12 protein-coding genes are annotated in these 11,892 nt (G+C 66.9%); all 12 read right to left on the reverse strand.

Annotation, left to right across the window (positions count from 1 at the left end; translation table 11 throughout):
• Positions 1-31: 31 nt before the first annotated feature.
• Entirely contained in the window at positions 32-1,519 is a 1,488-nt protein-coding gene (locus FHU39_RS09600; protein ID WP_183320135.1) for an aldehyde dehydrogenase family protein, read from the reverse strand.
• Complete coding sequence (locus tag FHU39_RS09605; RefSeq protein ID WP_183320136.1) at positions 1,516-2,190, reverse strand: HD domain-containing protein; 675 nt, start codon at positions 2,188-2,190, stop codon at positions 1,516-1,518. Before FHU39_RS09605 ends, FHU39_RS09600 begins: the two co-directional genes overlap by 4 nt.
• Positions 2,191-2,203: 13 nt before the next feature.
• Complete coding sequence (locus tag FHU39_RS09610; protein ID WP_183320137.1) at positions 2,204-3,472, reverse strand: NAD(P)/FAD-dependent oxidoreductase; 1,269 nt, start codon at positions 3,470-3,472, stop codon at positions 2,204-2,206.
• A 2-nt stretch (positions 3,473-3,474) separates the two neighbouring features.
• Positions 3,475-3,795: a 2Fe-2S iron-sulfur cluster-binding protein gene (locus FHU39_RS09615; RefSeq protein WP_183320138.1), complete on the reverse strand. Its 321-nt coding sequence runs from the start codon at positions 3,793-3,795 to the stop codon at positions 3,475-3,477.
• Positions 3,796-3,813: 18 nt separating this feature from the next.
• Positions 3,814-4,569, reverse strand: a complete 756-nt coding sequence (locus FHU39_RS09620) for an SDR family NAD(P)-dependent oxidoreductase (RefSeq protein WP_183320139.1) — start codon at positions 4,567-4,569, stop codon at positions 3,814-3,816.
• Between the two features lie 6 nt (positions 4,570-4,575).
• Positions 4,576-6,399, reverse strand: a complete 1,824-nt coding sequence (locus tag FHU39_RS09625) for a PEP-utilizing enzyme (protein WP_246336199.1) — start codon at positions 6,397-6,399, stop codon at positions 4,576-4,578.
• Between the two features lie 28 nt (positions 6,400-6,427).
• A complete protein-coding gene (locus FHU39_RS09630) occupies positions 6,428-7,498 on the reverse strand; it encodes a PEP/pyruvate-binding domain-containing protein (protein ID WP_183320140.1) in 1,071 nt (356 codons plus the stop codon).
• Between the two features lie 5 nt (positions 7,499-7,503).
• Positions 7,504-8,763, reverse strand: coding sequence for a cytochrome P450 (locus tag FHU39_RS09635; RefSeq protein ID WP_183320141.1), 1,260 nt, complete (start codon positions 8,761-8,763; stop codon positions 7,504-7,506).
• Between the two features lie 112 nt (positions 8,764-8,875).
• A complete protein-coding gene (locus FHU39_RS09640; protein ID WP_183320142.1) occupies positions 8,876-9,652 on the reverse strand; it encodes an IclR family transcriptional regulator in 777 nt (258 codons plus the stop codon).
• Between the two features lie 71 nt (positions 9,653-9,723).
• Positions 9,724-10,521: an IclR family transcriptional regulator gene (locus FHU39_RS09645; protein WP_183320143.1), complete on the reverse strand. Its 798-nt coding sequence runs from the start codon at positions 10,519-10,521 to the stop codon at positions 9,724-9,726.
• 13 nt (positions 10,522-10,534) lie between these two features.
• A complete protein-coding gene (locus FHU39_RS09650; protein WP_183320144.1) occupies positions 10,535-11,383 on the reverse strand; it encodes an alpha/beta fold hydrolase in 849 nt (282 codons plus the stop codon).
• Complete coding sequence (locus FHU39_RS09655) at positions 11,380-11,802, reverse strand: hypothetical protein (protein WP_183320145.1); 423 nt, start codon at positions 11,800-11,802, stop codon at positions 11,380-11,382. Before FHU39_RS09655 ends, FHU39_RS09650 begins: the two co-directional genes overlap by 4 nt.
• Between the last annotated feature and the right edge of the window lie 90 nt (positions 11,803-11,892).

Here is an 11,892-nt window from a genome sequence, read left to right on the forward strand (position 1 = left end):
CCGCGGCGGGTTGCCCGTCCAGAGCAGTCCGTCAGGCGACCCGTCGATGGATCGATTTGTACGTCACGTACTGCGACAGTCCCTCGATGCCGTACTCCACGCCCAGGCCGGAGTCGTGACGGCCCCCGAAGGGTGCGTTGTGGTTGGACCGGAAGAAGTTGAGGCCGACCGACCCGGTGTCCATCCGCTCCGCAACCCGCTGCGCTGCAACGGGATCCGTCGAGAAGACCAGGCCGCCGAGACCGAACGACGTGTCGTTGGCGAGCGCGACGGCTTCGTCGAGTTCGTCATACCGCAGCACGCTCACGACGGGTCCGAAGATCTCCTCCCGGGAGATGCGCATGTCCGGTGTCACGTCCGCGAAGACCGTCGGCTCGATGAACCAGCCACCGGAGCTGTCCGCCGCCCGCCCACCGGTCGTGGCCCGCGCGCCTTCGGCATGGGCGGAGTCCAGGTAGCCCCGCACGACATCGAACTGCTGCCGGGACGCCATCGGGCCGAAGACCGTGTCGTCCTCGAACGGGTCACCCTGCGGTGCTGCCGCTACGGTTCGCGTGACCATGTCGACGACCTCGTCGTAGCGCGACGACGGCGCGAGGATCCGGGTCGAGATGTAGCAGGTCTGGCCGGTGTTGCGCATGCAGCTGCGGATCAGGACCGAGGACAGCTGGTCCAGGTCGGCGTCAGGGAGCACGATCGCGGAGGACTTGCCGCCCAGTTCGAGCGTCACCGGGCGCAGCAACTCGCCACACGCAGCAGCGATCCGGCGACCGACGGGCGTCGAGCCGGTGAACGCGACCTTTGCCGTGAGCGGATGGCGCACCAGACGGTCTCCAACATCGCCGCCTCCCGTGACCAGGTTGACGACTCCCGCCGGGACACCGGCCGTGGCACAGGCCTCCACGACGAAGCGGATCGACAGCGAGGTGCTGGGTGCCGGCTTCAGCACGACGGTGCAACCGGCGAGCAGTGCGGGCGCGAGCTTCACCACCATCAGGTTGATCGGGAAGTTCCACGGCGCGATCAACACGCAGGGACCGACCGGATCCTTGCGGACCACGCTCTCCGCGTGCTCCGCGGGGAAGGCGCGCACATCGTCCTGCTCCAGCCAGGGCGCCAGTCCGGCGACGTGCCGCAGGATCCCCGCCGCGTTGGCGGCTGCGCCCCTCGTCTCGCTGATGGGTGAGCCGTTCTCGAGTGTGTTGGTCACCGCCATCTCCGCTGCGCGCAGCTCCACCTCGTCGGCGATCCGAAGGAGCAGCGCTGCACGCTCGGAAGGGGTGGATCGGGCCCACGGCCCGTCACGGAAGGCGCGATCCGCCGCCGTCATCGCAGCATCCACGTCCGCCGCCGAGCAGTCCGGCACCGAACCCCATTCCTGGCCGGTCGCGGGGTCGATCTGCGCCAGCCGCTGCGCTGCGGTCGAGCGGCGCCATTCGCCGTCGACGAAGAAGTCGTCCGTGTGCGTCCAGCGGGACCGTGGCCGTGAGCCCAGCGCCGACGCCTGCACCGCACTCATCGGATCACAGCGGTCTTGAGCAGCGCCCGTGAGCGGTCCAGATCGGTCGTCGCCATCGCGATCGCGGGCTGAGTGATCAGCTCCGGGATGATCTCCGCCTCGAGCCGGTCGGTGTAGATCGCCGGGTCCATACCGAACCAGCCGGACGCCAACGCGATGCCGGCGTGGTCGAACCGCCACAGCCGGTCCGCGTCGCGCACCAGCGCGTCCTCCAGCGTGTACGCCTCCGGGCGGGTGTCGTGGCCGTCGATGATGGCACAGACCTGCTCCACGAACTGCTCGTCGTAGCCGAGTGGCGGCAGCACCTCGCGAGCGATGATGCAACCCTGCTTCTCGTGTTCGTACCGGATCGCGGCCTTGCGCCAGTCGCCGGTGAATCCCTCTGACAGGATGCGGGATTCGTCAACTCTCCCCCAGCCGGTGTCATGGAGTTGGATCGACACCCGCACGAGCAGCCGATCGGCCTCGGGGAAGGCGTTGCACAGGCGCTCGGCATACGCCAGGGAGATCGGTAGGTGGATGTCGTTGCCGCGGGTGCGGGTCTCGACGATCACCGCCTGCCAGATCGGATCGAGGTCGGCTCCCGCTGCGGGGGTCAGCGCGATCGGCGAGGTGTCGACCGGGCCGGTCCCGGGAATAGGTCGCGCGGTGGGCAACGCTGTGGTGGTCATGGCGGTCTCCCTCTCAGTCGGCCGGGACGAGGTCGGCCGGGTCGGTCGTGACGGACTTCAGTGGCACGGTCGGGTCGCCCGCCGCGTCGAACGGGATGGCTTGGCCCTTCCCAAGTGCACTGCGGACCGCCATGAAGTCGAGTGGATGGTTGATGCAGTCGGCGGCGATGATGCGGTCCCCTCGGTAGTAGAGGACCGAGTGCTTGCCGCGCTCCGGGTCTTCGCGCACCAAGGTGCGGTCGTGCCCGGTGGACAGTCCGGCGATCTGCAGTTTGATGGCACCCTGGTTGGACCAGAACCACGGGATGCCGGCGTATTCTTCGCGGCGTCCCATGATCGCGTAGGCAGCCACCTTGGCCTGCTCGATGGCGTTGTTGACGCTCTCGAACCGGACACGATCCCCCTCGGGCGCGCCAGGGACCGGGTTGGGCAGGTTGGCACAGTCCCCCACCGCGACGGTCACGCCGTCGGAGGCCAGGGCGGACTCGTCCACCCGGACCCCGTTGTCACATTCCAGCGAGATCGACTCTGCCAGCTCGGTGTTCGGGATGACGCCGACACCGACCAGCACCAGGTCGGCGGGCACGACACGCCCGTCGCCGAGCTCCACTCCCCCGACCCGGTCGCCGTTCGCCACGATCCGGCGCACGGAAGCGTCCAGGACGATGTCGATGCCGGATGCCCGGTGGTGTTCGAGCAGGTATGCCGAAGTCTGCTCACCCACAGCGCGCGCGACCAGCCGGGGCGCAGCCTCGACGAGGGTGACCGTGCGGCCCATCTTGTGCAGCGACGCGGCTGCTTCGATGCCGATGAAACCGCCGCCGATCACCACGACGTCCTGCACGTCCGGCACACGTGCCTTCAACTCCAGTGCGTCGTCGGCGTTGCGCAGGTAGAGCACGCCGGGCAGGTCCACGCCTTCGAGCAGCAGCCGGCGCGGCCGGGCACCGACCGCAAGCGCCAGCCGGTCGAAGCCGAAGTCGGTGCCGGACATCGAGTGCGCGACCCCGGATCCGTTGTCCCGCTTGTCGATCCGAACGATCCGCTCATTCCTCACGACCTGGATGTCGTGCTCGTCCCAGTAGTCCTGCGTGCGGAACATGAGCGATTCGTTGGTGATCTCGCCCTGCAGCCACTCCTTGGAGAGTGCCGGACGCTGGTAGGGCCGGTGGTTCTCATCACCGAGCAGCGTGACCGGTTCGTCATACCCCAGCGCCCGCAGGGAGGTGGCCAGCGCGACACCAGCCTGGGAGGAACCGATGATCAGCAATCCGTCTGACATGACTACACCTGCGTGGTCGGTGTGGTGACGTGCAGGTCGCTGCCCTCGGCGATCTTCAACTGGCACGACAGCCGGGAGTTGTCGCGCCGCTCGTCGGCGGCGCCCCACAACATCTCGTCCTCCATCTCCTCCATCGGGGGCAGCGAGGCCAGGTCGGCCTCGTCGACGTAGACATGACACGTTGCACAGGACAGCGATCCACCGCACTCGGCGACGATGCCGGGCACGCCGTTGCGGACGGCCGTCTCCATGACGGAGTCGCCGACGGTCGCGTCGACCGTGCGGGACTCGCCGGTGTGATCGGTGTAGGTGACCTGGGGCATGATTCCTCCTGGCTGATGTCAGATGAACTGGCGGCCGCCGTCGACGACCAGGGTTTGTCCGGTGACGAAGCTGCTGTCGGGCCCCGCGAGGTAGAGCGCGGCGCCGACGATGTCGTCGGGTTGGCTTGCGCGACGCAGAGATCCGCGATCGACGCCATACGACGCGGCGTCGTTCATCAGTCCCTTGCTCGCCTCGGTGAGCGTGAAGCCGGGCGCGATCGTGTTGACGTTGATCGACCGTCGACCGAGCTCCTTGGCCATCACCCGGGTGAGCGCGATGACCCCGCCCTTGGACGCGACGTAGTGCGCCCACTGCTCGGAGCCACTGAAAACGGTGGCCGATGAGAGGTTGATGACCCGTCCGCCTTCCGGCAGGTGCGGGCTGACCGCTCTGGTCATCAGCCACGGACCCTTCAGGTTGACGGCCATCACGAGATCCCACTCGTCGGGGTCTATCTCCTCCAGCGGTGACCGGGTCACCGTGGCGTAGACGGCCGCGTTGTTGACCAGCACGTCGATCGACCCGCCCCCGAAGTCGGCCACTTCGGTGGCCAATCGCATCGTCGAGTCGGCATCAGTGACGTCCACGTGTCCGTGCCAACTGTCGGCACCCGTGTCGGCCACGAGGCCCGCGGTCTCCTTCGCGCCCACGACGTCCAGGTCTGCGACGGCCACCCGGTAACCACGCCCCGCGAAACCGAGAGCGAAGGCCCGCCCCAGACCACCGGCAGCACCGGTGATCAGGACCGTACGCTCGGATCCGTTGTCCGCCATGGGAGCTCAGCCCTCCAGGATCTCGACACGGCCGGCGTTGCCGTCGACCCGGATCAGCTGACCGGTAGTGATCGTGGTCGAGCCGTTGCCAGTGCCGGTCACCGCAGGAAGTCCGTATTCGCGACAGACGATCGCCGCGTGGCTCATCATGCCGCCGATGTCGGTCACCGTGGCCTTGATCTTGCCGAAGATCGGTCCCCACGAGGGTGCGGTGATCGTCGCAACGAGGATCTCGCCGTCCTGGACCTCGGAGAGTTGGTCGGCGTGGTAGACGACCCGCGCACGTCCTTCGACCACACCCGGCGACGCGGCCATGCCGGTCACCGCACTGTCGTCACCGTCGTCGTCGCTGAGCCACTGCTGCACCTGTTCGGTCGTGATGCCCCACAGCATCTGGGTGAAGGGTTCGGTGATCTGCTCGGGTGGTGTGTTGAGCGCGGGCTGGGGTCGCTGGGTGTTGAGCGCATCGAAGATCGTGCGCCGACGCTCGATCTCGGCCGGCCAGTATGACGGGCCGCTGGCGGGGGCACCGACCGCCCAGCCGGTGACGAGGTCGAAGATCGCATCGCGGACCTCACCGCGGTTGAGATAGAACAGATCCGCCTCGTCGGCCCAGAACCCGGCCTGCACGAAGACGCGCGAGAGTTCACGCACCTTGCGCCAGAAGACGCCCATGGTCCAGTGCTCGATGTAGAAGTTGTGGTTCTCGACGTACGGATACGCGGTGGCAGCAAGGCCTCGCTTGGCGTCGAAGGCTGCGGCGTTGTCGCCGTCCAGCAGCGAGCGGTACTCCTCGATGATCCGGTCGCGCTCCGCGATCAACGCCTCCACCGGGCGGAGGATCTGCTGGCCGTCGTCGACACGGCGGATGTAGTCCTTGATGTAACCCAGCGGGATCTCCTGGTGCTCCAGCCAGTACTTGTCGTGCCCGTAGAAACCGTTGCCGACGGTGAAGTTGAACCACGGGTCCTGTGCCGCCTCGTACTGCGCGAGCCACTCGGCGCCGCCGGCGTCACGGATCGCCTGGAGGGTGCCCTCGACATCGTCGGTGTCGGCGAAAGCGGACTGGAGGCCGAGCTCAACGGCCTTGACCGCCAACTGCTTCAACTCGTCGTCGGGCTTGAAGAGCTCCATGTCCACCCCCTGCACCATCTTGGCGACAGCCTGGTCGGGAATGTTCGGGAAGACCTGCTTGGCGAAGGTGAAGAAGTCCAGGTAGGCGAGGTAGCCGAGGTTGAGGAACTCGAAGTGGTACTGCCAGTTCTGGTAGGTGAGCTGGATCAGCCGGTCGTAGTTCTCCATGATGACCTCGGAGCCGTCCTTGGCCTTGCCGGAGACGATGTCGTCGAAAGGCACCTTGTCGGGTAGCGGCTGAAAGCGGAGCTCCTCCATCTCCGCGATGGTTCCGCGGACCTTCTCGCGCCATTGGTCGAGCAACGCATCCCAGTTCTGGAAGTAGTGGCCGACCCGCTTCTCGAACTCCGGCACCCGGCCGGGGATCTCCTCCTCGGGAACCGGCACCGGGCTCATGTACAGATAGCCCAGGTGGATCTTGAACTCGATGCCGTTCGCCGGCGGGATCAGCAGATGTCTGGTGTTGTACTGCCCGAGGCACTTGACCGCGAACTCGCCGCCGATCGTCTCGAAAGGCTTGAACACCGTCGGCCAGTGTTGGCTGTCGCAGAACCAGAACTTCTCATCGCTGCCAGGCGAATTCGCGAACAGCAGGTGGTAGGGGTAGAGCTCCTCCCAACCCTGTGCGCCGTCCGGGACGGTGAGCTCCGAGGGTTTCGGGAACGACTTCATGATGGGTGTCTCGGTCGTGGTCATGACGGTCCTTCGAGTCAGGTGAGCTTTGTCAGTGTTGAGTCCCGAGCAGGCTGGCGGTGATGCTGGAGAAGCCGGTCGCCGCCGGTGCCGGGGTTGACTCCGCCGGCTTACCGGCGGATGAGTGCACCGTTTCCGGGCGTGACTGCAACAGCAGCAGATTGGCGCCGTCGGGAAGATCCCGATCGAACGCGAACTCGATGTCCTGGGGGCATCCGTAGTGCTTCTCGGCTCGCTTCGCCATCGTGGCGACAGCGACCAGTTCCTCGTCGGTCAGGCATCTGACCGAGCGGCGCTCCGGCGCGACCTCGATCTCGGCGAGTTCGCCGGAGGCGGGGTCCGGCACGAGCTCGGCGTGCTTGTCGCCGATCTTCTCGCGCACGACGGTGAGCATCACCTTGTCCAGCAGGACGTTGTCGGGGGTGACCTGGCCGGACACGACCATCTCCCCCACTCCCCATGATGCGTCGACCACGATCTTGGAACGGTCACCGTTGGCCGGGTCGAGGGTCATCGCGACTCCGGCGGCCTTGGCGTTGACCATCTTCTGGATCGCGACCGCCATCGACAGGTCGTCCTCGGGAATGTTGTTCTTCAGGCGGTAGGTGATGGCCCGGCTGGTGTAGAGCGACGCCCAGCAGCGGCGCAGGTGCTCGTGCACCGCTTCGTAGCCGCTCAGCCAGAGGTAGGTGTCCTGTTGGCCGGCGAAGCTCGCGTCCGGCAGATCCTCCGCGGTCGCGGAGGAGCGCACGGCGACCGGCACCTGGTCCTCGAAGCGTGACATCAGCTCGTCGTACGCCTCGTGCAGCACGCCGTGCATGTCCTCGGGCACGTCACGGGCCTCGATGGCCTCCCGGACCGACGCCGAGACCCGATCGACACACTCGACGTCGTCGGCATCGATCTCGGCGAGCTTGGCCTTGATGTCGGCCCGCAAGCCGGTGCCATCCACGAAGTGGTCGAATGCCGCTGTCGTGACTGCGAATCCCGGGGGCACGGGCATGCCGGCAGCCGTCATGGAGACGAGGGACGCGCATTTGCCGCCGAGCAACTCCAGCGTCGGCTCGTGACCGCTGTCGAAGAAGACGATGTAGTCGTTCATGCGGATCAGGCCTTCCAGGTGACGGGCACCGAGTTCGGGGTGCGGAACGAGAGGTTCTCCCGGAAGTGGATGCTCTCGGGTGCGATGAGTTGCAGCCCAGGTGCCCGTCGGGCGACCTCTTCGACGGCGATCTTGGCCTGCAGTTTGGCGAGCATGTTGCCCAGGCAGTAATGAATGCCGAATCCGAACGAGAGGTGATCGCGTGCGTTCGCGCGGGAGATGTCAAATGACTCGCCGCCCTCGAAGTGGGCCTCGTCGCGGTTGGCCGAGCCCATGAGGAGCAGCAGGTTGGCGCCCTTGGGGATCGCTACTCCGCCGATCTCGCTGTCCTTCAGCGCTTTCCGACGCCAGCCCACGATGGACGGGCTGTAGCGCAGGACCTCGTCGACCGCGGCGGGGATCCGGCTCGGGTCGTCGATGACCTGCTGCCACTGGTCCGGGTGGGCCAACAACACGCGCAGCGCGTTGGAGATCAACGTGGTCGTCGTCTCGTGACCCGCGAAGAGCAGCGAGTAGCACACCGAGGCGATTTCGTGGTCGGTGATCGGGTCACCGTCCGCCTGCATGCGCACCATGTCGCCGACCAGACTGTCCTGCTCGGACTCGTGCGCCTCTTCGACCAGCCTGCGGCACTCCGCCCAGTACTCCACGAGGTTCTTCGCGTGCGGGATCTGTTCCTCGTCGCTCAGGTCTCCCCAGGTCATGGCGGCCCGTGAGTCGGACCACCGCTTGTACGTGGCGATCTTGCTGACGTCCGCCCCGATCAGGGTGAGGATGGTGATCGTCGGCACGTCATACGCCAGGTCACGCACCAGATCACCGTGCCGCTCCGGTCGCGCAAGCATCTCCTCGAGGAGGCGCACGACGTTGGCACGGATCTCGGGTTCGAGGACCTTGAATCGGCGCGGGGTGAACGCCTTGGCCGCAACCTTACGAATCCGGGTGTGTTCCGGGGGAACTCGCGCCGACAGTCCGGAGTAGGCGGTGAAGCCGCCTTCCTCCATGATCCGCTTGGCCTCCGGGCCGCGCTCGCGCACCGGCGCCTGTGCATTTTCCGAGGAGTAGGTCTCCCAGTCGCCGAAGATCGCCTTGATCTCGTCGTAACGGGTCACCACCCAGTAGTCGATGCGTTCGTCGTACATGACCGGTTCCTCGGCCCGCATCGCCGCGTACGACGGGAACGGGTCATCCTGGTCGAACGGCTGGTAGCCGTGATGGACCGGACAGCCCGTTGCCGTGCCGGCCGGGGTCGGTGTCGCCGTCATACCGCGCCTCCTTGGTGATCTGCTGGTCCGTGCTCGGGACTCATCGTGTCCGGGATCACACTGGCGGGTCCACGTCCGACTTCCGTCCAACGGAAGTCGACCCGTTCGGGGGTCAGGTCCTGCGGCGCTGACGGGTCCCGACGAGGCTGGGCTGTGGTCGCGCGGCCGCTTGCTCGATGCGCGCCGCCGTGCCCCGCAGCGCCGGCAAGTGACGCGTCATCGTGTCGGCCCGACTGGACAGGAGCACCAGTCCGATGGCTGCGGGGTGCGGCTGCAGATGCACCGGCACCGCGATCGAGCAGGACCCCTCCCGGACTTCCTCACTGGTGGTCGCATAGCCCTGATCGCGAACCTGGTCCAATTCGGCCGTCAACCGGGTCGGGTTGACGTGGGTGTGCCGGGTCGCGACCTCCAGCCGATGCATCATGTACGCCTCCCGCACCCACTCCTCCTCATACGCCAGCAGGACCTTGCCGACCGCTGTGGCGTGCAGCGGCAGCCGGCCGCCCACCCGTGACGCCCGGGGCACGCGAGTCGACCCGTAGATGCGATCGATGTACAGCGCTTCATCACCCTCGCGAATGGCGATGTGTGCGGTCTCGTGCGTCAGTGAGAAGAGGTCCTGGAGGTGTGGTCGTGCGGTGTCCCGCAGATGGTGCCCGGCATTCTGGGCGACCTCCCACAGCCGGATGCCCACCGCGTAGCGACCTTGCGGATTGCGTTCCAACGCACCCCATTCGACGAGTTCGCCGACCAGGCGGTGCGCAGTGGGTAACGGGAGGTCGGCATGAGCGGCGATGTCACTGAGCGACAACGCGGTCGGGCCGCCCTCGAACGCGGCGAACACAGTGAGCACCTTCGACGTCACCGTCCGGCCGTCACCGCGCATCGTGCCTCCTCGCTCCGGAGCATCAGCATGGCACCGATCGCGAGTCAACGCGCACGCCATGTGCCGCGGGTCTACGGGTCGGCACACTTCAACTGGGCTCGACGGGCGAGGGTGGCGGTGATGCCGGCTGCTGCAGCGGCCACCGCGGCGGCGTGCGCCCTCGGCCGGAAGCGGTTCACCGGTCCGGTCACGCTGATCGCCGCCACACATTCGTCGTCCTCATCCCGGATCGGCGCGGCGACGCAGGTGGTGCCGGCCCCCGACTCCTCGCATTCGAAGGCGACTCCGGCGCGTGCCGCCTCCGCGAGCTGTCGGGCCAACTGCCCCGGCGCAATGATCGTGCGTGGCGTCCGCCGCTCCAGCGGCCGCATCAGAATGTCCCGTTGCACCTCGGGCGCCGCGTTGGCCAGCAGGACCTTCCCGATGGCCGTCGCGTGTAACGGCATCCGGCCACCGAGCCTGGACGGTACGTTCACCTGTCGGTGACCGCCGACCTTCGCGACATAGACGACCTCGGCATCCTCCCGGACGCCCAGGTGCACGAGCTCGTGGGTGCGCTCATAGAGGTCCTCCAGGAACGGCGTGGCGATCTCCAGCAGGTTGCGTTCCAGCGATGCGCGCATCCCGAGTTCGAAGAGACCGCGGCCCAGGTGGTAACCACCGTTACGGCGATCCACCAGTCGTTCTGCGATCAGCGTGTTCAGCAGGCGATGCAGCGTGCTCTTGGGCAACCGGGTTCTCGACTGCAGCTCGGTGAAGCTGAGGCCGCCGTCGTCCGCGGTGAAAGCCCACAGGACGAGCAGCGCCCGCTGCAGCGATCCTGCCGGCACCTCGCCGACGCCGCCGTGATCAGCGGATGGTCCGGGCATGGCCGAGTCTTCGCTACTCGGACCGCAGGAAGTCCGACAGCAGGGCGTTGAACTCCCGGGCGTGCTCTATCTGGGTCCAGTGACCGCACTCGCCGAACACATGCAGCTGGGCGTGCGGAATCAGTTCCAGCAGCCGCAACGAACTCTGTAACGGGATCACCCGGTCCTCACGTCCATGGACGATCAGCGTCGGGACGTCGAGCTCAGCAATCTGCTTCTCCGGCGTCCGGAGAGCCTCGATCCAGCGTTGCCGGGGTGCCGGGAACATCGAGCCGTACGACTCCTGGAAGCCCGGCCGGATGCTTGCCCGGTAACGCACCTCGGCGAGCTCGTCGGTGACCAACTCCCGTGAGTAGGCGAAATAGTCCATCAGCCGGCGCATCGCATCGAAGGACGGTTCGTAGCCCCAGACGGCGTCCAGCCCCTCGGTCAGCCCAAAATGCACACCCACGCTGCCCATCAGGCACAGCTTGGACACCCTGTCGGGATGCCGCGCCGCCAGGGACAGCGCGATCGCTCCGCCGAAACTGTTGCCCACCAGAGCGACCCGATCCTGCCCGACCGCATCGAGGAAGCCGACCGCCTGATCGACCCAGGTCTGCAGCCCGTATTCGATGTGCGGCCGACGTTCGGTGAACCCGAAACCCGCCATGTCCGGCGCGTACACGTGCAGACCCTCGGCAAGATCCGGAATCGTCAGTCGCCAGTTCGCATAGGCGGAGACTCCCGGACCCGAGCCGTGGATCAGCACGACGGGCTCACCACTACCGGACTCGAGATAGTTGGTGGTGATCCCACCGGCGACCACGGATCGTCCGATCTCAGGGTCGGCGACGGTCTGCTCCCGCTCGGTCGTCGTCACGCGGGCTCACCACTCAACTCGAACCGGATCTCACCGGCGGTCACCAGGCTCAGGATCAGATCCCCCAGGGCCGTCTCGTCCGCCAGCTCGTAGTCCGGCCCCACCGAGTCCGGGGTGACCAGGTGGCCCCAGGAGACGCCCTTGTCGAACGAGGTGACGATCCGGGCCCAGCACTGCCCGAGACGGAGGGTGAAGGCCAGCTGATTGCTGCCGGTCTCGTCCACCAGATCAATGGAGCGACCGGACTCGGCAAGAACGGCGTTCGCCTCGCACACCAATTGCTCTCCGAGAGAACGTAATTCGACCAGCCGGTCAGCTCCGTGGCCGGTTGACCTGCTCTCGACCGCCCGGACGTGCAGCGCTATGTCGTGTGTGGGCGTCGCAAGCTCGGCTGCGACTCGTGTCATGAACTCCGTCATCAGAACCTCCTGGTGGGGACTCGCCGTCGTGATCACTGTGGCTGGCCGGTGCACCCGATCGAGGTTGCGTTCCTCAGCGCGGAACGTCCC

The organism is Flexivirga oryzae (genome assembly GCF_014190805.1).
Taxonomy (GTDB): Bacteria; Actinomycetota; Actinomycetes; order Actinomycetales; family Dermatophilaceae; genus Flexivirga; species Flexivirga oryzae.

Bases quoted from the DNA above. Each gene is read 5' to 3' on its own strand.
- FHU39_RS09645 (WP_183320143.1), bottom strand. From the start codon at position 10,521: ATGCCCGGACCATCCGCTGATCACGGCGGCGTCGGCGAGGTGCCGGCA.
- FHU39_RS09625 (WP_246336199.1), bottom strand. From the start codon at position 6,399: ATGACCACGACCGAGACACCCATCATGAAGTCGTTCCCGAAACCCTCG.
- FHU39_RS09615 (WP_183320138.1), bottom strand. From the start codon at position 3,795: ATGCCCCAGGTCACCTACACCGATCACACCGGCGAGTCCCGCACGGTC.
- FHU39_RS09605 (WP_183320136.1), bottom strand. From the start codon at position 2,190: ATGACCACCACAGCGTTGCCCACCGCGCGACCTATTCCCGGGACCGGC.
- FHU39_RS09610 (WP_183320137.1), bottom strand. From the start codon at position 3,472: ATGTCAGACGGATTGCTGATCATCGGTTCCTCCCAGGCTGGTGTCGCG.
- FHU39_RS09620 (WP_183320139.1), bottom strand. From the start codon at position 4,569: ATGGCGGACAACGGATCCGAGCGTACGGTCCTGATCACCGGTGCTGCC.
- FHU39_RS09640 (WP_183320142.1), bottom strand. From the start codon at position 9,652: ATGCGCGGTGACGGCCGGACGGTGACGTCGAAGGTGCTCACTGTGTTC.
- FHU39_RS09630 (WP_183320140.1), bottom strand. From the start codon at position 7,498: ATGAACGACTACATCGTCTTCTTCGACAGCGGTCACGAGCCGACGCTG.
- FHU39_RS09655 (WP_183320145.1), bottom strand. From the start codon at position 11,802: ATGACGGAGTTCATGACACGAGTCGCAGCCGAGCTTGCGACGCCCACA.
- FHU39_RS09600 (WP_183320135.1), bottom strand. From the start codon at position 1,519: ATGAGTGCGGTGCAGGCGTCGGCGCTGGGCTCACGGCCACGGTCCCGC.
- FHU39_RS09635 (WP_183320141.1), bottom strand. From the start codon at position 8,763: ATGACGGCGACACCGACCCCGGCCGGCACGGCAACGGGCTGTCCGGTC.